The sequence below is a fragment of the Stenotrophomonas sp. 63632_Sma genome, from assembly GCF_056482875.1.
Map to the genome: position 1 here is coordinate 1,074,352 of NZ_CM151220.1, position 18,647 is coordinate 1,092,998.

Here is an 18,647-nt window from a genome sequence, read left to right on the forward strand (position 1 = left end):
GTGGACGCAGCCTAGCAAGGCCAGGCTGCGTCCGTCACGGTGTGCCGGATTCAGCAGCAGCCGTGGTCGCCGTGGCGGGTGCCACTGTCGGCAGCCACCGGCGAACCGCTGGTCTCGCCGCGCAGGCTGGCGGCGTAGTGCTCGCTGATCACCTTGGACACGCAGGCGGTGACCTTCTTGCCCATCGGAATGTGCAGGAACTCGTTCGGGCCGTGTGCATTGGAGTGCGGACCGAGCACGCCGGTGATCATGAACTGGGCGCCCGGGAACTTCTCACCCAGCATGCCCATGAACGGGATCGAGCCACCTTCGCCCATGTACATCGCCGGCTTGCCGAAGAAGGCCTGGCTGGCGTCGTCGATGGCCTGGGTCAGCCACGGCGCCATGGCCGGGGCGTTCCAGCCGGTGGAGGCCTTTTCCAGATCCAGAGTGACCTGCGCGCCGTTCGGCGGATCGCGCAGCAGCGCTTCCTTCAGCAGCTCGCCGCAGGTTTTGCCATCGGCGGTCGGCGGCAGGCGCAGCGACAGCTTCACCGAGGTCTGCGGGCGCAGCACGTTGCCGGCCGATTCCAGCGCCGGCATGCCACCGACGCCGGTGACCGACAGTGCCGGGCGCCAGGTGCGGTTGAGCACCAGCTCGGTCAGGTCCTCGTTCATCGGACGCAGACCGTCGACCATCGGGAACTTCTCGAAGATCTCGGTATCGACCACTTCGGCGGCGCGCTTGGCCTGTTCCTGGCGCTCGGCCGGGATCTCAACGTTCATGCCGTCGATCAGGATGCGGCCGGTGTCCTGGTCCTCGATGCGCGACAGCAGCTGGCGGAGCAGGCGGAAGCTGGACGGCACCACGCCGGAGGCATCGCCGGAGTGCACGCCTTCGTTGAGGACCTTCACGGTGAAGTTGCCGCCGGTCAGGCCGCGCAGCGAGGTGGTGCACCACAGCTGGTCGTAGTTGGCGCAGCCCGAATCCAGGCAGACCACCAGCGACGGCTTGCCGATGCGGTCGGCGAGGTGGTCGACGTAGGCCGGCAGGTCATAGCTGCCCGACTCTTCACAGGCTTCGATCAGCACCACGCAGCGGGCGTGCGGCAGGCCCTGGGCCTGCAGCGCCAGCACCGCGGCCAGCGAGCCGAAGATGGCGTAGCCGTCGTCCGCACCGCCGCGGCCATACAGCTTGTCGCCGCGCAGGACCGGGGTCCACGGGCCGAGGTCGTCGTCCCAGCCGGTCATTTCCGGCTGTTTGTCGAGGTGGCCGTAGAGCAGGATGGTGTCGTCGCCGGTTTCGGCGCCGGTAGCCGGAATTTCCAGGAAGATCAGCGGGGTACGGCCTTCCAGACGCACCACTTCAACCTTCAGGCCGGGCAGCTGCTGGGCCTTGGCCCAGTTCTCCATCAGGGTGACCGCCTGTTCCATGTAGCCGTTCTGCACCCAATTGGCGTCGAACATCGGCGACTTGTTGGGAATGCGGATGTAGTCGACCAACTGCGGGACGATTTCGCTGTCCCACTTGTCATTGACGAATTGGCCGAGCTTGGCGCTGTCCATCTGAAACTCCGGTTGCATGGGCTGATCCAGCCATTCTACGCCTGTGCCGTGGGTAGGGTTTTTCCTACATCACGTCGGGTATTTGGCTGGCTTTTAGAAATCCAGGAAACCGATAGGCTGTGTGCATGTGGTGACGGACACTGTTCCTACCGACGGGATTGCCGGTCGGGACGGCCAGAATCACAAGGAGATACACGTCGTGCCTTGGAGTGTCGTGTTGAGGGCACTGGTGCTGGTCGTGTGGATCGCTGGGGCGCATGCCGCCGAACCGATCGACATCAACCGCGCCGATGCCCAGGCGCTGCAGCAGGGATTGACGATGGTCGGAGCCGCCAAGGCCGAGGCGATCGTCGAGCACCGGCGCAGACACGGCCCGTTTCATCGCGTCGAGGACCTGACGCAGGTGAAGGGGATAGGGAAAGCAATCGTCGAACGGAATCGACAGCGGATCACCGTAGGCAACAGGTTGTTGCCGGCGGATCCGGTACCCGGATCGGTACCGGTGCGAACCGTACCCAGGCGCTGACAGCAGGAATCGTCGGAACCGGCAGGAGGCTGGTTCACCGGACACGGACAGGAAGGCCGTGACCACCGACCGCCGCAGGACGCGGCACCAATCACCAGGATGGTGGCATCACAGACCTGTGGAAGGGGCTGAGATACAAACAGGACAGACGCGGCCGCGTGCAGGATGCAACGCTACCCCCACAGCGCAGGATGCGAGGGGGCGGCAGCAGGCCGACAAGGACGTAACGATTGCCCGGTACGACACATGGCTGTGTCGCCGGGCAGTTTCATTTCCGGCGCCTGGTTTTGCCGCGGCCACCACGGGTCGATGGTGTACGGTGGCCGCACCGCATGGAAAGGACCCCCGCTGGATGCTTCTGCACCGCCCCACTACCCTGATGCTCGCCCTTGCACTGGCCCTGCCGCTGCTGGGCCATGCCGCTGCGCCGACGCCGGCCGCCAAGCCTGCCGCTGGCGCAGCCAGCACCGCCGAAGTGCGCGGACCGACCGACCTCAAGCCGGGCGAATACCTGTGGCATCCGGAAATTTCACCGACCGGCCCGATCGTGCTGGTGGTCAGCCTCGATGAGCAGCGCGCGTACGTGTACCGCAACGGCATTGCCATCGGCCTGACCACGATCAGCTCGGGCAAGGCCGGGCATGAGACGCCGACCGGCGTGTTCACCATCCTGCAGAAGGACAAGGACCACAAGTCCAACCTCTACAACAGCGCGCCGATGCCCTACATGCAGCGGCTGACCTGGGACGGCATCGCCCTGCATGGCGGCAGCCTGCCCGGTCATCCGGCCTCGCATGGCTGCGTGCGGCTGCCGCAGGCCTTCGCGCAGAAGCTGTTCAGTGAAACCCAGCGCGGCGATACCGTGGTCGTGGCCGATGCCAAGAGCTCGCCGATGACGCTGGCCTATCCGTCGGTGCTGGCACCGGTCAACGCGCGCGGCCAGGCCCTGCCGGAGACCGAGGGCGCGGCGCCGGCGCAGGCCTGGTGGGATGACAGCGCGGCCCCGGCCGGGCAGGTCGGCATCCTGGTCAGCCTGCACCACCAGCGCCTGTACGTGCTGCGCGATGGCGTGATGATTGGCGAGTCGCCGCTGAAGGCCGACGCCCTGCCGGCGTTCCAGGGCACCACCCTGTTCGTGATGGGGCAGGGCTACAGCGATACGCCCAGCCCGCTGGACGCGAACCAGCGCCTGCACCAGTGGACGGCCTATCCGCTGCTGGGCCAGGACCGTGCCCAGGCCACGCCGGACCTGCTGGCCACGCCCTCGCTGCCGATGGCGTTGCCGGCCGATTTCGCCCGTCAGCTGTACCAGGTGCTGGTACCGGGCACGACCCTGCTGGTGACCTCGCTGCCGGCGGTCCGCCCAAGCCCGGCTGAATCCGGAATGCAGCCGGTCTTGGAATCCGAGCCGCCAGGGTCCACCCTCAAGGGCAACTGAGTCCCCCTGTTGTGCCCATGACTGCATCCCGCCTGTGCCGGCTGGCCGCGTTCGGCCTGCTGGCGACCTCGGCCAGCGCCCCGGCGCTGGCACAGACGCCCGCCCTTGCCACCAGTGCCGATGATCTGGCCGCCTTGCTGTCGCGCAGTGCGCCCAAGGCCGACCGCCACGTATTGCAGCTGGCGGCGCACGCCATGCGCTGCGCGCTGCAGCGGCCGGAGCTGGGCATCAATGGTGATCGCCTCAGCGTGATCGATTATTCGCGGCCGTCCACCGAGCCGCGCCTGTGGGTGTTCGACCTGGCCCACCAGCGCCTGCTGTTCGAGGAATGGGTGGCGCATGGCCGCAACAGCGGCGAGAACCGCACCGAGCACTTCTCCAACCGCGATGGCAGCTTCATGTCCAGTCTTGGCGCGTTCACCGCGCAGGAGACCTACATGGGCGGCAACGGCTATTCGCTGCGCCTGGCCGGCCTGGAGCCGGGCTTCAACGACCGCGCGCGCGAACGCGCGATCGTCATCCACGGCGCACCCTACGTGAATCCGGCCACCGCACAGCTGCAGGGGCGGCTCGGCCGGAGCCTGGGCTGTCCGGCAGTGCGCCTGTCGGTGGCCAAGCCACTGATCGACGCATTGCGTGGCGGCACGATGGTGTTCGCCTACTACCCCGACCAGGATTGGCTGAAGCACTCGCAGCTGCTAGGCGGTGAGTGCGGTGGCCAGGGCACGCTCGCCACGCGGTGATGCATGACGGCGCGCGGCATGATGCAATGCGCCGATGAACATCGACTCCCTGCTGCACACTCCGAGCCAGGTGATCTCCCGCCTGGACTATCGCCGCGAACGCTGGCGCAACGGCCTGGGCTGGACCCGCGAGATCCTGCGACTGCCGGCGCAGGGTGACGACTGGGCGCTGCGCCTGTCGGTGGCCGAGATCGAACAGGACGCCGCGTTCTCTGCTTTCCCCGGCGTGGAGCGCGAACTGGTGCTGCTGCAGGGCAATGGCGTGCGCCTGCGTTTCGAGGATGGCCGTGTGGCCGAGGTGCTGCCGCCGCACGGACACGTGCGCTTTGCCGGCGAGGAAGCGCTGCACGGCGAATTGGTGGACGGCACCACCCACGACTTCAACCTGATGTGGAAGCGCGAGCTGCTGCAGGCCGAACTGCTGCACCGGCCGCTGGTGGGCACGATGTTCTTCTTCTGCGAACCGGGTGTGGCCTGGGCGCTGCATCTGCTGGCTGGTCAGGCGGAGTTCGGTGCAGATAGCGGCTTGCCGGCGCTGCAGGCGGGAGACACTGCGTGGTTGGCGGCCGGTGAACGGCAGCGTCATGCGGTGCAGGGCGGTGGCGAATTGCTGGCGATCCGGATCAGTGCGGCGGCGGGATGATTCCTGGGCGCCGGTTGGCACTATCCACGCATGGCGTGGATCTACTGGGGTGCGGTTGCCACCATGTCTGGACACACCGTTCAGTAGATCCACGCCATGCGTGGATGGGGCCACCGACACCGCGTCACGGTGCGAACCAAGGTTCGCACCCACCAGAATGCGGTTCGCCAGCCGAATCTGTTCAGTAGATCCACGCCATGCGTGGATGCGGCCGCCGATACCGCGTCATGGTGCGAACCAAGGTTCGCACCCACCAGAAAGCGGTTCGCACCCACCAGAAGGCGATTCGCATCCGCTGAAGTGGAGCAGTACATCCACGCCATGCGTGGATGCGGCGGCCTCAATACACATCGCGCCGGTAACGACCGGCCAGCAACAGCGCTTCCTTGCCCGCGGTACCCAGCACCTGCTCGATCACTGCATCCACCGCCGGGGCCATGCCCTGCAGGCTGCCGCAGACCAGGATCGTGGCGCCTTCATCCACCCACTGGCGCAGCGTTGCCGCTTCGGCCAGCAGCCGGTCCTGCACATAGCGGTGCGCACCGCCATCGCGGCTGAACACTGCATCCAACCGCACCAGCGTGCCGTCGGCCAGCATCGCCTGCAGTTCTTCACCGAAGTGGAAGTCATGCGCGGCGGTGCGCTCACCGAACAGCAGCCAGGTGCGGCGTGCGCCACTGCGTACGCGTTCGTGCAGATGCGCGCGCAGGCCGGCGATGCCGGTGCCGTTGCCGATCAGCAGCAGCGGCACGTCGGCGGGCGCGCCATGGAAATTGTCGTTGCGGCGCAGACGCAGCTGTACCGGTTCGCCGATGGCAGCGTGGTCGCACAGCCAGCCGCTGCCGATGCCGGGTGTACCGTCAGCGCGCAGCTGGCGGCGCAGCAGCAGCTCAACCGCACCGTCGGCCATGACCGAGGCGATGGAATACTCGCGATGCGGCAGCGGTTGCAGGGTCGCCAGCAAGGCAGGCAGATCACCCGGGGGAACCAATGAGGGCAGGTGCGAGCGCGCGACGCGTGCCAGCAACGTCTGCCCGTCATCCAGCACGGTGTCCGCGTCGAAGCGTTGTGCATCCAGCCATGCACGCACGGTGTGCGATGCGTGCTGCGGGCCGATCTCGGCGATGTCACCGGCCTGCCACTGCGCATTTGCATCGGCCGGTGGCTGCAGGCGCAACCAGTACACCGGACCACCGGGGCTGCCCGGGTTCAGATGCTCGCGTTGCAGCAGCGTCCACGGCTGGTACTCGGCCGGACTCCAGTCGGGCAGTTCGCTGGCGTTACCGCCGAGTTGTCCCAGCAACTGTTGCCAATGACGCAGCGCTGCCGGATCGGCGTTGTCGACCTCGATGGCGTCGAACAGCGGATGCGCGCCGTGTTGGCGCAGCCAAGTGTCCAGCTGGTGGCCGAATCCGCAGAAGTGGCCATAGCTGCGGTCGCCCAGCGCGAGCACCCCGTAGTGCAGGTGCTGCAGCGGGGGCGGGGTGGCCATCACCCCGCGCAGGAACGGCAGGGCGTGGTCGGGTGGATCGCCTTCGCCGGTGGTGCTGGCAATGAACAACGCGCGCTGGCTGGAAGCCAGCAGTGCTGCATCCACCTCATGCAGCCCGCGCACGCGCACTGGCATGCCGGCACCGCGCAGGGCCTCGGCGCTGCGTTCGGCCAGTTCGCGGGCGAAGCCGGTCTGGCTGGACCAGACCAGCAGGATGGGCGCGGTGTCTCCGGTTGCAGCGTCGTCGCGCGGGCGCCCACGCCACCACAGGGCCGCGCAGGCCAGCGCATACAGCACCGTGGCGAGCACCGCGATCTGCGACTGCCGCGCCGGTGGTGCGCCCCGCCACCACGCTTCGCCGAGATGCAGGCGAAGCAGTGCCCAGCCGATCGCTGCCAGCAGGAGCAGAACCAGTGCGTTGCCGAGCCAGGCGCGCGATGGACGTGCGCTCATGCGTCCTGCTCGTCGAGCAGGCGCTGGAAGGCGCTGCTGAGAAATTCCTGCGGGCCGTCTGCCGCACGCTGCAGGTAGCGCGCAGCCAGTCCTTCGCGCTCGGCCAGTGCCATGCCCTGTTCGCGACCGAGTACGGTCAGTGCGGTGGCCCAGGCATCGGCGTGCATGGCGTCGTCGGCCACCACGGTTACTGCCGCGGCAACCTGCCGCACCGGTCTGCCGGAGCGCGGGTCCAGGCTGTGACTGTAGGCCTCGCCATCGGCCTGGTACTGGTGCCAGCGATCGCCGGAGGTGGCCACCGCCTTGCCGTCCAGCGCCAGCACCCGTGGCGGGGTATCGGTGTGCACGTCTTCTTCGGGTGCGGATTCCACCAGTACGCGCCACGGCTGGCCGTCCGGTTTGCGGCCGTAGCCGGCCAGTTCGCCGCCGACTTCGATCAGCGCGGCAGTGATGCCTTGTCCAGGCAACCAGGCGGCCACGTGATCGACGCCGAAGCCCTTGGCGATCGCAGAGAGATCCAGTGCCAGTCCACCCGGCTGCAGCAGCGCATCGTCCTGCCACTGCAGGCGCTGCCAACCGCAGCGATCACGCGTGGCCTGCAGGGTAGCGTCGTCGGGCTGGCGGCGTTCACCGGCATGTGCCCCGAAGCCCCACAGTGCAACCAGCGGACCGATGGTGGGATCGAAGGCGCCGCCACTGGCGGAAGCGATGGCCTGTGCGCAGACCAGAACGTGACGGGTTTCGGCCGGCAGCACGCACCATTGGCCGGCGTCGGCGCGGTTGTAGCGACTCAGATCCGAACCACGCTCCCAGGTGCTCATCTGCGCGACCACTTCATCCAGCCGCGCCTGGATGCCAGCGTGCAGCGGGTGCAGGTCGCGCTGGCGCGATGCGACCAGCGACACGCTCCACGTGGTGCCCATGGTGGTGCCGCCGAGGCGGGCGATGTCGAGCAGGGAATCGGTCATGGTGATGCGTAGCGGCGGCGATGCCGGGGGCTGCCCGGCATCGCAGTCCACATTACTGCGGCAGCACTTCCAGCGTTGCGACGTAGCTGAGGCGGCGCTTGGCGGCCTGCTTCACCGAGGTCTTGTTGTCCTCGGTGCCGGTTTCCAGCCAGTACATGCCAGCTTCCGGCCAGGTCACCTTGATCTCGCCCTTGGCGTCGCTGGTCAGCTTCAGCTCGTCCTGCGCGTTGCGGTAGCGGGTGCCGCCGCGCACGATCTCGAATTCCAGTCCGGCGGTCGGCTTGCCATCGACCAGCACGCGGAAGGTCGCTTCCTCGCCGGCGAACAGATCGTTCGGATGGCCCACGGCCACCAGTTCGATGCCGCGGTTGGTCGGCTTCAGCGCAGTGTCGTTCGGTGCACCGTTGGTGACAAAAGTTTCCACGCGGCCGACCGACTGGCTCACTTCCAGCTTCTTCGCGTCCTTCGGCAGTTCACCGAAGGTGGCGGCGGTACCACGCCAGCGCTTGCGCTCGCCGTTCTGCTCGTAGGTGGCGAACAGGCCGTCATTGACCGACGCGATGCGGTAAGTGCCCTGCTGCTTCAGCTCAACGTCGAACACGCTGCGGTACTTGCCGGTGGCGGCGTTCTGCGCCTGCACGGTGCTGCCGTCGGGGGCGGTGATCACCACCGATTCCAGGCGCAGCGGAACGTGGTTGAAATAGAACAGGTCATTGGAGACCGCACCGTCGACGGTGATCCACGGCGCGTTGCCGGCGATCACGGTCTGCGAGGGCAGCAGCCAGGCCTTGTGGGCCAGGGCGGAGAAGGGAAGGGCAGCGGCCAGAGCGGCGGCGAGGACGAGCGTGCGCTTCATGCGGAAGACTCCAGGTGGATGCAGGGTGGTGCGGCGAGGGGAGGGGAATTACGACTTAATCCCCTCCGTCCCCTTTTCAGGGTTTGACGGCGAGGGTGACCTGGCCCAGTTCGGTGGCGCCCTGCGCCTTGCCGTTCTGTGCGGCGGTGGCCGGCCAGGTGAAGGGGATCTTCAGCAGCTCGCGGCCGCCGACTTCGCGCACCGCTTCCACCACCAGGGTGTAGTTGCCCGGGGCCAGCTGCTTCAGCGCCGGCTGCTTGTCGTTGAACGACAGCGCGTGCTTGCCGGCCGGGCGGGTCGGGCCGGTCACGCCGTCCACCGGCACCTGCAGGGTGCGGCCGCTCTTGCGCCACCACTGGCGCAGGTCGGGCAGCCACTTGGTGCCGTGGCCTTCGCTGTTGCTGGTCTGCTGGTACCAGACCGACAGGTTGGCAGCGACCTTCTGGTCGGCGCCTTCCAGCCACACCGCCACATATGGGCGGTGGTACTCGGCCACGTTGAGCTTGGGCACTTCGACGTTGATGTCGAGGGTGGTGGCATAGGCCGGCGAGGTGGCCAGCAGGCCACTGAGGGCGATGGTCAGGGTGACGCGCATGGGGCGGCTCCGGAAACGAAGGAAAGTCAGTGAATCAGCAGCAGGGCGATCAGCAGCGGGATCATCAGGCCGAGGCCGACCAGCGGCCAGGTCATGCGCCGCTGCCGTGCATGCAGGTGAAGCAGGAACAGGCCGGTGATGCAGAACACCAGGCAGGCCACGGCGAACAGGTCCAGGAACCAGCCCCACGCTGGGCCCGCGTTGCGGCCCTTGTGCAGGTCGTTGAGGTAGGACACCGCGCCGCGCGAGGTTGATTCGTACTCCACCGCGCCGGTCGCGCGATCGATGCTCAGCCAGGCGTCGCCACCCGGGCGTGGCAGTGACAGGTAGATCTCTTCAGCCGACCACTCGGCCGGGCGCCCGCCGATGGCGATGCCCAGCTGCGTGTCCAGCCATTGCCGGGCCGGGCGCGGGATCGGCGCGTTGCCGTCCTCGCGCGTGCCCAGCTGGCCCAGCAGCGCGGCCGGCAGTTCCAGATGCTGGTTCTGCACCTCGGGCTTGGCCTCGATCTTCGCGGCATGGTTGAGGGTCAGGCCGGTCACCGCAAACAGCAGCATGCCGATCAGGCAGGCCGCCGAGCTGATCCAGTGCCACTGGTGCAGCGTCCGCAGCCAGAAGCCACGGTTCTGTTGCTGCTGCACGGTGGAAGAGGCAGGACGGCTCACGGCACGGTTCGAGGCGGACGGGGACTCCCCATTACATCATTGATGAGAATAGCTCGCAATTGCGTGTCGTTTTGTATCCCTGGAGGGGAATTGCCGGCCAGCGGCCGGCACTACCGACTGGCCGGCAATCCCGCGGATCAGTAGATCCACGCCATGCGTGGATGGAGCGCTAACGATCAGAACTTGAAGTTCAGGCTCACCCAGACGCTGCGGGCCTTGTCCTTGTTGTTGTAGTCGTCTTCGAACAGCACTTCATTGCTCGAATCGCCATATACCCCACTGCCGTCCAGGTCGGTGAAGCTGGCTTGGTAGGTGGTGAAATCGCGGTCCAGCAGGTTGTTGATACGTGCATTGACCGTCAGCCACTGCGTCGCTTCGAACGAAGCACCCAGATGCAGAGTGGTGTAGTCCTTGTAGTAGAGCTTCTCGCGCGTAGTGGCGTTGAGCCCACGGAAGCGCTTGGAGCGCGCCTCTGCAGTCAGAAACATATTGAAGCGCTCGCTGACCTGCCAGTCGAAGGTCGCATTGGCCATGTGCCGCGCGCTGTTGCCCAGCGGGAGGCCCTTCTCCGCGCCGCTCTTCTGCTCACTGTCCGTGTAGGTGTAGTTCGCACGCAGGCCGAAACGCTCGCCGATGTTCCATCGACCAGCTACTTCGGCGCCCTGAATGATCACTTCATCGATGTTCACCGTTTTGCTGCTGTTGGCGTAGCCCAGCTCGGCGTAGTCGCCCGTTGAGGTGCAGGCCAGAGCGAAGCGGCCGCCGCAGGGTTGTGAGGCGATCTTGTCGTCGAAGCGGTTGTGGAACACCGTGGCATTGAAGTTGTGCCCGTCTGGATGCTGCCAGTAGACCGCCAGTTCGGTGCTGGTGCTGGTTTCGGGCTTCAGGTTCGGATTGCCGAACATCGGTAGCGTGCCTTGCGCGCCGAAGCCGGTGACGCCGTCGTACAGCTGAGTGGTCTTGGGTGTCTTGAAGCCCGTGCTGACACCACCCTTCACCGTCCACTGTTCATTGACGGTGTACACACCGTACAGGCGCGGGCTCAAGTGGTCGCCGAATACCTCGTGGTCGTCGTAGCGCAGGCCATAGGTGATTCCCAGCGGCGCGATGACGGTCCAGGTGTCCTCAGCGAACAGCGAGTACATGTTGTGCTCCTGCTTCTGGCCGGGCATTCCGCGCTCGGTGCCGAACACGCCGTCGGTCAGTTCACCACGGATGACCTGCGCACCGACAACAGCGACATGCTGGCCTGCGGCCTGGAAGGGAATGTCCAACTTTGCATCGAAGGTGTACTGGGCGCTTTCGAGCGTGCGTCGAGGCCGTGGCAGGAAGGTCGATTCAGCCAGCGCGCGGCGTTCAGCCGTTGAGCGGCCGCTATAGGCACCGGTGCCGTCGATCATCTGCAGCAGCAACTCGCGTTCCGCGACAGTGAATGGCATCGTCCGGCCATCGTTGTTGGTTGATACGTGCGAGAGGGACACCAGGCTGTTACCAAAGCCCCACTTGCCCTCGTGGGTCAACGCCCATGCATCGCGGGTGAATTCCTGGGTCGGTCCATAGCCCACGCGCGGGTCGGCCCGGCGTGCCCACGTACCACCACTGGTCCGGCACGCGTTGGCATTGGCACCGCCGCCGTTGCGGCAGAAATTGGCCGTGCGCCAGATGCTGTTGATGTTGTCTACCGTACCAACCGGGTACTCCTCGACACCGGCATCATTGATCTTGATCGAGTTGTCGTATTCCTGGCGCGAAGTGTCGTAGTCAAGCGTCAGGCGTTGATCTTCGTTGATGTTCCATTCAAGGCTCAGACCACCTGCTTTATTCGTGTTGTCGACTGTTTTACCACCGCCGCCAAAGCCCAGCGTGCGCGCATGGGGGGTGCCGTTGGGGTCGATCGCCGGCGAGTAGACGGGATTGGAAGCATCGCGGTCATACCAACTGGCGCGTGCGCTGAGGTTCAGTACACCGGGAACGATTGGGCCGGTCACATACAGGTCTGCAGTGCGGTCGTCACCGAAATCGTCATCGGTCTCGAAGGTGCCTGCAAGGGTGGCCGAGCCACTCCAGCGGTCCAGCGATCGCTTGGTAATGATGTTGATGACGCCACCCATGGCGTCGGCGCCGTACAGTGTGGAAGCCGGGCCGCGGATGACTTCGATGCGCTCGATCGCGTCCAGCGGTGGGATGTGGTTGAACTGGTTGCCGCCGAAGTTGTTCGGGTAGATGTCGCCGTGATTGTTCTGGCGGCGGCCATTGATCAGGATCAGCGTGTAGTCCGAGCCCATGCCGCGCATGGAAATGGTGCCTTGGCCCGTCTTGTCGCGGGTCTCGCCAACGTCCACGCCTTCCAGATCGCGGACTGCATCCAACAGGGTCATGTATGGGCGCTTGGTCAGCTCTTCCTGGGTGATGACTGAAATGCTGGCCGGCGCGTCAGTAATTTTCTGCTCGAAGCCGGAGGCGGTGACCACCACCTTGTCCAGCGTCTGTGGCGCGCCGGAAGCGTCACCGTGGGCGAAGGCAGGGGCGGTCATGGCTGCCAGCACGGCGCTGGTCAGCAGGGTACGGGACAGGGACGAACGGACACGATGGCGCTGGGCCATGGCAGTAACCTCGAAGGATGCAGGGTGGTGCGATGCCAGGCGCGAACGGCGCGGCATGCACGGGGAGGCCCGGTCAGGGGCGGCAGGGATGAAGCAGGCAGCGGCGCGCGGGCACGACCGCGCAGGCGGTCACGCGGGGCCGTGAATCAGGCGAGCGGCGGCGCCTGGCCGCGTTGCTGGCGGCGCCCGGGCGCATCGGCCCAGGGCGTGTCCGGAGCGGCCAGCGGCCAGTCCGGGCGCACGCCGGGCATGGCCGGCGTGGTGGGTACGAGTTCAAGCTCGGTGCGCAGCCATTGGCTGGCCAGCAGCAACGGCGGGCGTGCCTTCTCGGCCGATTTCACTGGGGCGGCAGCACAGCGGCGCAGTTTGGCCGGTGCTTCTTCCTGCGGGGACGCTTCGCCACCGCGCTCTTCCAGCGGCATCTGCACGGCCATTCCGGCCTGGCCGTGTGGCAGCAGCGGCAGGGTGCCCAGCAGCAAAGCCAGCATCGCCACCCACGCCAGCAGGCTGGCCAGCGCAGGACGCTGGCCGCGCATGGCGGTGCCCATCTTTCGATGGATGAGTGGGCGAGGGCGAAGCGGGCGCAGCAAGCAGGGGTCCCCAAGGGTCTGCCAGCAGCGGCCGGCATCAACGGGGCGTGATTGTAATGAGAGCTGTTAGCTGTTGCAAATGAGAATGATTGCCAAATTGTCGCGGGTCGGCCGGATGGGGCTCAGACTTCGCTCCAGCGTCGCAGCAGGTTGTGGTACACGCCGGTCAGCTGCAGGATCGCCTCGGCGTCACCGCCGGTCTGCCGCAGGCGCTCGATCGAGCCATCCATTTCCCACAGCAGGCGGCGCTGCACATCGTCGCGGATCATGCTCTGTACCCAGAAGAACGAGGCCACGCGCGCACCGCGGGTGACCGGCCGCACCTGGTGCAGGCTGCTGGACGGATACACGATCAGGTCGCCGGCCGGCAGCTTTACCTCGTGCTCGCCGTAGGTATCGCTGATGATCAGCTCGCCGCCCTCGTACTCCTCGGGCGCGGACAGGAACAGGGTGCAGGAGATGTCCGAGCGCAGTTGCTCGCCGTTGGCCAGGTTCATCACCGCACCATCGACGTGGAAGCCATAGGTGCCGCCCCCGCTGTAGCGGTTGAAGCGCGGCGGCAGGTATTTCAGTGGCAGCGCCGCGCTGAAGAACAGCGGGTGCCGGGCCAGCGCGACAAGGATGATCTCGCCCAGTTCGCGGCGCAGCGGCGAGGCCTCGGGCAGCTGCTGGTTGTGCTTGGCCTGTGCGCCCAGGTGGCCGACGGTCTCGCGGCCATCGGTCCAGTCGGCGGCATCCAGTCGGCGGCGAAAGTCGGCCACCTGGTCTGCGCTGAGAATGTCGGGGATGTGCAGCAGCATGCGGGACTCCTCAGAGGGACGGCGGTGCGACCAGGGCGCGCACCTGTGGATGCGGCGACGCGGCCAGCTCCGGCACGATGTGCGCCATGAACGAAGGGCTGCCGTGCGCCAGTGCGAGCCGCAGCCAATGCACGGCCTGTTCGACCTGGCCGGCCTGAAGCAGGATCGAGGCGTAGTTGGCCTGGCCGCGGAAATCACCGGCCTCGGCCGCGCGCTTGTACCAGGCGAGCGCCGCCTGCGGATCGGGCGTGGTGTCCAGCCCGTCTTCGAGGTGGCGGGCCAGCAGGTTCATCGATTTGGCGTGGCCCAGGTGCGCGGCGCGGGTGTACAGGGCCAGCGCCTGCGCGCGGTCCTGCGGTACACCGCGGCCGGTGGCCAGCAGGTTGGCCAGGTTGTACAGGCCCCAGTCCAGCCCGGTGTCGGCCGCGCGCCGGTACCAGACCGCGGCCAGCGTCGGGTCGGCGACGGTGCCCTGGCCCAGCTCATGGCAGCGGCCGAGCATGTTCATCGCCATCGGCGCGCCGTTGTTGGCGGCGGTTTCGTACCAGAGCAGCGCGGCCGAGGCGTCCTGCGCGGTGCCTTTGCCTTCCATGTGCATCTGCGCGAGCAGCAGTTGTGCATCGACCTGTCCAGCCTGCGCGGCGTCGCGCACGCGTGCGAACGCGGCCTGCGGATCGTGCTGCAGGAGCTCGGCCAGGGCGTCGCTGTCGATGGGGGTACGGGTTGCCATGAGGTGAGTATCGCCGGAAACAAAAACGGCGGCAGGAGAGCCTGCCGCCGTGGTGGAGCGGAGTTACATCAGAACTTCACGTTCAGTGCCAGGGTGGCCGAGCGACCCGGGGCGATGCTCGCGTAGTGCGAGGCATAGGCCTTGGTGAAGTAGGTCTTGTCGGTCAGGTTCTGCACGTTGAGCTGCAGGCTGATGTTGTCCTGGATCGCGTAGCTGGCCATCGCGTCGAAGCGGGTGTAGCTGGCAATCCACTTGGTGTTGGCGACGTCACCGTACTGCTTGTCCGAGTAGAACGCACCGGCGCCGATGGTCAGGCCGATCGGGAAGCGGTAGGTGGTCCACAGGTTGGCGCTGTGCTTGGCGGTGTTGGGGAACACGTTGCCGTTGTTCGGCGACGGCACGTAGATGCCGCTCGGGCAGGTGCGGCCCGATACGGCGCAGACAAAGCCGTTGTCCTTCAGTTCCGAATCCAGGTAGGTGTAGCCGCCGTACAGGCTCCAGGCATCGGTCAACTGGCCATTGAAGCCCAGCTCGAAGCCGTTGATTTCCTTCTTGCCGGCGTTCTGGCTGGTGCCGTTGTCGATGGTCACACGTGCGTTGTTCATCACGGTGTGGAAGATCGCCGCGGTCAGGTTCAGGCGGTTGTCGAGCAGGTCCCACTTGGTGCCCAGTTCGAGGTTCCTGGTGTCCTGCGGCTTGAGGTCGGCGACGCCGGCATTCAGGCCGTCCGAACCGTCGCCACCGTCCATGCCCGGCGGGGTCGAGGAGGTGCCCCAGGACAGGTAGATGCTGCCGTTGGCGGCCGGCTTGAACACCACGCCGGCCTGGTAGTTCAGGAAGTCGTTGTCATTGCGCACACGGGGAGTGGCGCTGCCCGGAGTGAGCAGGGTGGTGGAGTAGTCGTCATAGCGCAGGCCGACGTTGAAGCTCCACTGTGCATTGAGCTCGATGGTGTCGAACAGGTAGGCGGACTTGGTCTTGGTGCGCTGTTCAACGTCCAGCGCCTTGTTGCTGCGATAGACGATCTGACCGGCCGCCCACGGATCGTTCGGATTCGGATTATTGAAGTCGGTGCAGTTGTAGTTGGTGGCAGCGCCGGACACCCGGCACACCGAGCTGTTGGCCGCGAGGGGTTCGAGCGGGTTGGCGGTACCCGGCGTCATCTGGTAGCTGCCACGGGTCATCTTCTCGTCGCTGTATTCCACGCCGGCGCTGTAGCTGTGCTTCAGTGCGCCGGTCTGGAACGCGCCGGTCAGGCCCAGCTGGTCCGCGAAGCTCTTGACGTCGACGGCGCGGCTGTTGGTGCGGCGCCACAAGGTGCCGTAATTGTTCGGGTTGCCCTTGCTGTCGTCCGGCTGGGTCCACAGGTAGTCGTTGCTGGTGTTGCCCAGGCGCGCGATGTTGCGCAGCTTGTGGCCGCCGAAGTCGTAGCTGGCGTCCAGAGTGCTGATATCGGCACGGGTGCGCTGGAAGTCACGATCGACCAGGCCGTAGTAGTTGTTGCGGTCCGGTACCATCGGGCGGCCATCGCCGTTCTTGGCCACGTTCGGGCCGCTGGAGAACGGATTGTTGTAGGGGAAGCCACCCGCGTCCGGCAGGTCATCGCTCTGCATGTGGTAGTGGCTGGCGATCAGCTGTGCCGGACCGTTCAGGCCGAACGCGATCGACGGTGCGATGCCCCAGCGGCTGACATTGGCAGCGTCGCGGCCGGCGATGTCCGACTCGTGCTTCATCAGGTTCAGGCGGGCGGCGATGCCATCCCCCAGCACGTAGTTGGCGTCCACGGTGCCGCGCGCGTAGCTGTCGGTGCCGATGCCCATGCTGGCGCTGGTCTCGTTCTTCAGCTTCGGCGTCTTGCTCACCAGGTTCAGGCTGCCACCACCGGAGTCACGGCCGCCGTAGGCCGAGCTCGGGCCTTTGACCACTTCCACCTGCTCCAGGTCGAAGATCTCGCGGGTCTGCGAGCCGACGTCGCGCAGTCCGTCGACGAACACGTTGCTCTGCGAATCGAAGCCACGGATGAAGGGGCGGTCACCGGTCGGATTGCCGCCTTCGCCGGCACCGAAGGTGATGCCCGGCACCATGCGCAGCGCATCCTGCAGGTTGGTCGCACCGGTTTCGGCGATCAGCTTCTCCGACACGATCGACACCGACTTCGGGGTGTCCAGCAGCTCGGCGGTGAACTTCGGCGAGGACGGGTTGAACCAGCTGCCGCGCACCTGCACCTTGTCCAGCTCGGTGGCGTTGCGGGAACCGGCGTCGGCGCCGTCGGCAGCCTGCGCAGCCAGCGGAGCAAAGCCCGCGGCCAGGGTGGCGCTGGCGAGCAGGGAAACGCGCGGGGCGTGCTTGCGGGACGTGATGTGGGTCATGGTCTGGGTGGCGGTGGCTTGGATCGGGAAAGGGCGAGCGCGAGCCGGCGCAGATGGACGTGCGGCGACAGGCGGGAGGTGGGTTCTGTAGAGCCGAGCCATGCTCGGCTGGCAGGAAACGCAATCAGGCGCACGGCAACGGCCGCAGGGCGCCTCAGCTGGCGTGCGGTGCGGGCGGAGCGTGGCCGGGGTTCAACCGCAGTGCGGGATCGCGCAGCTGCCAGTGCAGGGCGTCGGAACGCCACAGCGGAACATGCGCGACCAGGGCGGCGCGCGGGGGAGCCAGTCCGGTACAAGGCGTGGCGCCCTCGCCATCCAGCGGCGGCTCGGGTGCTGGCGCGGCATGGTGCGGGCACTCGTCCGCCGGCGGGGCCGGCACCGGCATGACCTGCTGCAGATCTTCAGCGTGTGCCTGCCAGCCGTGGGTAGCCGGGTTGTTGCCGCGTCCTTCGTGCAGTGCCGACCAGCCCAGCAGCAGCGTCAGCAGCGCGGCCACGAGCAGCGGCCACCCTTGACGGGCAAGCTGGCACAGCGTGGCGGTGGGCGCGGGCGAAGCCATGGCGCGGGGGCGGAGTCGTTACGAAGATGTTACGTAGAATAACATCAACGATAATGATTCGCATGTGCGGGGCGTGACGGGCCGCTGGGGCCGCCCCGGAGCGGCCTGGGGGCGCCCTCATGGCCTTCCGGTAGATCCACCCCATGGGTGGATGCTCTCCCGCGGGGCGCCCTCTGCGGGGCTCTCTGGGCCGAGCGCCGCCTCAATCCCGGTCGTCGCGGGTCCAGACAGCGTCGTGCTCGCGCTTCACCGGAAACTTGGGCACAGGGCTGTAGGCCGGGGCACACAGGGCGCGGCCGTCACGCACGTCGAAGCGCGCGCCGTGCAGCACGCACTCCACGCTGCCCTCGATGGTGTTGAACTCGCCCGAGGACAGCTCGAACTCTTCATGCGTGCACTGGTCTTCCAGCGCGTACAACTCACCGTCGAGGTTGAACACCACGATCGGCGTGCCGGTTACCTCGTCGAACACGCTCTTCATTTCACCCGGCAGCAGCTCGGTGCCGGCACAGACGAAGGTCCAGGTATCGCTCACGCGGCGGCTCCGGCCAGCGGCTTTTCCAGGATCTCGAAGCGCAGGTCGTCGCGCTTGGGAATGCCGAAACGCTCGTCGCCGTACGGGAACGGCTTCTTGATGCCGGTGCGCAGATAGCCGCGGCGCTCGTAGAAGGCGATCAGCTCGTCGCGCACGTCGATCACCGTCATCTGCATCACCGGCACCTTCCATTCGCGTGCGGCGTGCGCTTCGGCGGCGTCCATCAGCTGCTTGCCGACGCCGCCACCCTGCTGGGCCGGGTCGACCGAGAACATGCCGAAGTAGCCCTTGCCGTCGACATCGGCGACGTGGGCGCAGGCTACCAGTTGGCCGTCGCGTTCGGCCAGCAGGATGGTGGAGCGCGGGCGGTCCAGGTCGGCCTGGATGCCTTCGGCATCGATGCGGGCGCCGTCCAGCAGGTCGGCTTCGGTGGTCCAGCCGACGCGGCTGGCATCACCCCGGTAGGCCGAGGTGACGAGGGCAATGAGGGCGGGGATGTCGGCCGGCGTGGCGGCGCGGAAGGTCAGGGTGCTCATGG

The 18,647-nt window shown here is 66.8% G+C and carries 18 protein-coding genes; 4 read left to right on the plus strand and 14 right to left on the minus strand.

Annotated elements, in window-relative coordinates:
* Positions 1 to 50: 50 nt before the first annotated feature.
* Positions 51 to 1,544 (minus strand): M20 family metallopeptidase, encoded by a 1,494-nt coding sequence (locus ACZK45_RS05010; protein WP_010483606.1) that lies wholly within the window; start codon positions 1,542 to 1,544, stop codon positions 51 to 53.
* A 199-nt stretch (positions 1,545 to 1,743) separates the two neighbouring features.
* Here ACZK45_RS05010 and ACZK45_RS05015 point away from each other — a divergent pair, with 199 nt between their 5' ends.
* The 4 genes from ACZK45_RS05015 (at position 1,744) to ACZK45_RS05030 (ending at position 4,894) form a co-directional block, all read left to right on the plus strand.
* Entirely contained in the window at positions 1,744 to 2,070 is a 327-nt protein-coding gene (locus ACZK45_RS05015) for a ComEA family DNA-binding protein (protein WP_012510302.1), read from the plus strand.
* A gap of 352 nt (positions 2,071 to 2,422) precedes the next feature.
* Complete coding sequence (locus ACZK45_RS05020) at positions 2,423 to 3,508, plus strand: L,D-transpeptidase (RefSeq protein ID WP_478445532.1); 1,086 nt, start codon at positions 2,423 to 2,425, stop codon at positions 3,506 to 3,508.
* 17 nt (positions 3,509 to 3,525) lie between these two features.
* Positions 3,526 to 4,251 carry a murein L,D-transpeptidase catalytic domain family protein gene (locus tag ACZK45_RS05025; RefSeq protein ID WP_004147404.1) on the plus strand — a complete coding sequence of 242 codons (726 nt, stop codon included), beginning with the start codon at positions 3,526 to 3,528 and terminating at the stop codon, positions 4,249 to 4,251.
* 34 nt (positions 4,252 to 4,285) lie between these two features.
* Entirely contained in the window at positions 4,286 to 4,894 is a 609-nt protein-coding gene (locus tag ACZK45_RS05030) for a HutD/Ves family protein (protein ID WP_478445533.1), read from the plus strand.
* Positions 4,895 to 5,234: 340 nt separating this feature from the next.
* On the opposite strand, the gene ACZK45_RS05035 is transcribed toward ACZK45_RS05030, so the two are convergent.
* The 13 genes from ACZK45_RS05035 to ACZK45_RS05095 all read right to left on the minus strand — a co-directional run bounded on the left by ACZK45_RS05035 (position 5,235) and on the right by ACZK45_RS05095 (position 18,645).
* The gene (locus ACZK45_RS05035; protein ID WP_478445534.1) at positions 5,235 to 6,839 is read right to left on the minus strand and encodes a sulfite reductase subunit alpha; all 1,605 of its coding nucleotides are present in this window, start codon (positions 6,837 to 6,839) and stop codon (positions 5,235 to 5,237) included.
* Entirely contained in the window at positions 6,836 to 7,807 is a 972-nt protein-coding gene (locus tag ACZK45_RS05040) for an FAD:protein FMN transferase (protein WP_478445535.1), read from the minus strand. The genes ACZK45_RS05035 and ACZK45_RS05040 overlap by 4 nt, the downstream gene beginning before the upstream one ends.
* Positions 7,808 to 7,859: 52 nt before the next feature.
* Positions 7,860 to 8,663, minus strand: a complete 804-nt coding sequence (locus ACZK45_RS05045; RefSeq protein WP_032969161.1) for a DUF4198 domain-containing protein — start codon at positions 8,661 to 8,663, stop codon at positions 7,860 to 7,862.
* Positions 8,664 to 8,739: 76 nt separating this feature from the next.
* Positions 8,740 to 9,258 carry a DUF2271 domain-containing protein gene (locus ACZK45_RS05050; RefSeq protein ID WP_004147429.1) on the minus strand — a complete coding sequence of 173 codons (519 nt, stop codon included), beginning with the start codon at positions 9,256 to 9,258 and terminating at the stop codon, positions 8,740 to 8,742.
* Positions 9,259 to 9,284: 26 nt separating this feature from the next.
* A complete protein-coding gene (locus tag ACZK45_RS05055; protein ID WP_478445536.1) occupies positions 9,285 to 9,923 on the minus strand; it encodes a PepSY-associated TM helix domain-containing protein in 639 nt (212 codons plus the stop codon).
* Positions 9,924 to 10,099: 176 nt separating this feature from the next.
* Complete coding sequence (locus tag ACZK45_RS05060; RefSeq protein WP_478445537.1) at positions 10,100 to 12,526, minus strand: TonB-dependent receptor domain-containing protein; 2,427 nt, start codon at positions 12,524 to 12,526, stop codon at positions 10,100 to 10,102.
* 146 nt (positions 12,527 to 12,672) lie between these two features.
* The gene (locus tag ACZK45_RS05065; protein ID WP_049398800.1) at positions 12,673 to 13,074 is read right to left on the minus strand and encodes a hypothetical protein; all 402 of its coding nucleotides are present in this window, start codon (positions 13,072 to 13,074) and stop codon (positions 12,673 to 12,675) included.
* A 164-nt stretch (positions 13,075 to 13,238) separates the two neighbouring features.
* Complete coding sequence (locus ACZK45_RS05070; RefSeq protein WP_061479225.1) at positions 13,239 to 13,916, minus strand: Fe2+-dependent dioxygenase; 678 nt, start codon at positions 13,914 to 13,916, stop codon at positions 13,239 to 13,241.
* Between the two features lie 10 nt (positions 13,917 to 13,926).
* Positions 13,927 to 14,646 (minus strand): tetratricopeptide repeat protein, encoded by a 720-nt coding sequence (locus ACZK45_RS05075; protein ID WP_478445538.1) that lies wholly within the window; start codon positions 14,644 to 14,646, stop codon positions 13,927 to 13,929.
* 68 nt (positions 14,647 to 14,714) lie between these two features.
* Positions 14,715 to 17,015: a TonB-dependent receptor gene (locus ACZK45_RS05080; protein WP_478445539.1), complete on the minus strand. Its 2,301-nt coding sequence runs from the start codon at positions 17,013 to 17,015 to the stop codon at positions 14,715 to 14,717.
* A gap of 154 nt (positions 17,016 to 17,169) precedes the next feature.
* On the minus strand, positions 17,170 to 17,574 hold the full coding sequence (locus ACZK45_RS05085; RefSeq protein ID WP_478445540.1) for a hypothetical protein: 405 nt from the start codon (positions 17,572 to 17,574) through the stop codon (positions 17,170 to 17,172).
* A gap of 202 nt (positions 17,575 to 17,776) precedes the next feature.
* On the minus strand, positions 17,777 to 18,109 hold the full coding sequence (locus ACZK45_RS05090; protein ID WP_032129243.1) for a non-heme iron oxygenase ferredoxin subunit: 333 nt from the start codon (positions 18,107 to 18,109) through the stop codon (positions 17,777 to 17,779).
* Positions 18,106 to 18,645, minus strand: a complete 540-nt coding sequence (locus tag ACZK45_RS05095) for a GNAT family N-acetyltransferase (RefSeq protein WP_032129242.1) — start codon at positions 18,643 to 18,645, stop codon at positions 18,106 to 18,108. The genes ACZK45_RS05090 and ACZK45_RS05095 overlap by 4 nt, the downstream gene beginning before the upstream one ends.
* Positions 18,646 to 18,647: the final 2 nt, after the last annotated feature.

Bases quoted from the DNA above. Each gene is read 5' to 3' on its own strand.
- ACZK45_RS05010 (WP_010483606.1), bottom strand. From the start codon at position 1,544: ATGGACAGCGCCAAGCTCGGCCAATTCGTCAATGACAAGTGGGACAGC.
- ACZK45_RS05025 (WP_004147404.1), top strand. From the start codon at position 3,526: ATGACTGCATCCCGCCTGTGCCGGCTGGCCGCGTTCGGCCTGCTGGCG.
- ACZK45_RS05050 (WP_004147429.1), bottom strand. From the start codon at position 9,258: ATGCGCGTCACCCTGACCATCGCCCTCAGTGGCCTGCTGGCCACCTCG.
- ACZK45_RS05065 (WP_049398800.1), bottom strand. From the start codon at position 13,074: ATGGGCACCGCCATGCGCGGCCAGCGTCCTGCGCTGGCCAGCCTGCTG.
- ACZK45_RS05020 (WP_478445532.1), top strand. From the start codon at position 2,423: ATGCTTCTGCACCGCCCCACTACCCTGATGCTCGCCCTTGCACTGGCC.
- ACZK45_RS05035 (WP_478445534.1), bottom strand. From the start codon at position 6,839: ATGAGCGCACGTCCATCGCGCGCCTGGCTCGGCAACGCACTGGTTCTG.
- ACZK45_RS05060 (WP_478445537.1), bottom strand. From the start codon at position 12,526: ATGGCCCAGCGCCATCGTGTCCGTTCGTCCCTGTCCCGTACCCTGCTG.
- ACZK45_RS05040 (WP_478445535.1), bottom strand. From the start codon at position 7,807: ATGACCGATTCCCTGCTCGACATCGCCCGCCTCGGCGGCACCACCATG.
- ACZK45_RS05045 (WP_032969161.1), bottom strand. From the start codon at position 8,663: ATGAAGCGCACGCTCGTCCTCGCCGCCGCTCTGGCCGCTGCCCTTCCC.
- ACZK45_RS05085 (WP_478445540.1), bottom strand. From the start codon at position 17,574: ATGGCTTCGCCCGCGCCCACCGCCACGCTGTGCCAGCTTGCCCGTCAA.
- ACZK45_RS05095 (WP_032129242.1), bottom strand. From the start codon at position 18,645: ATGAGCACCCTGACCTTCCGCGCCGCCACGCCGGCCGACATCCCCGCC.
- ACZK45_RS05070 (WP_061479225.1), bottom strand. From the start codon at position 13,916: ATGCTGCTGCACATCCCCGACATTCTCAGCGCAGACCAGGTGGCCGAC.
- ACZK45_RS05080 (WP_478445539.1), bottom strand. From the start codon at position 17,015: ATGACCCACATCACGTCCCGCAAGCACGCCCCGCGCGTTTCCCTGCTC.
- ACZK45_RS05075 (WP_478445538.1), bottom strand. From the start codon at position 14,646: ATGGCAACCCGTACCCCCATCGACAGCGACGCCCTGGCCGAGCTCCTG.
- ACZK45_RS05030 (WP_478445533.1), top strand. From the start codon at position 4,286: ATGAACATCGACTCCCTGCTGCACACTCCGAGCCAGGTGATCTCCCGC.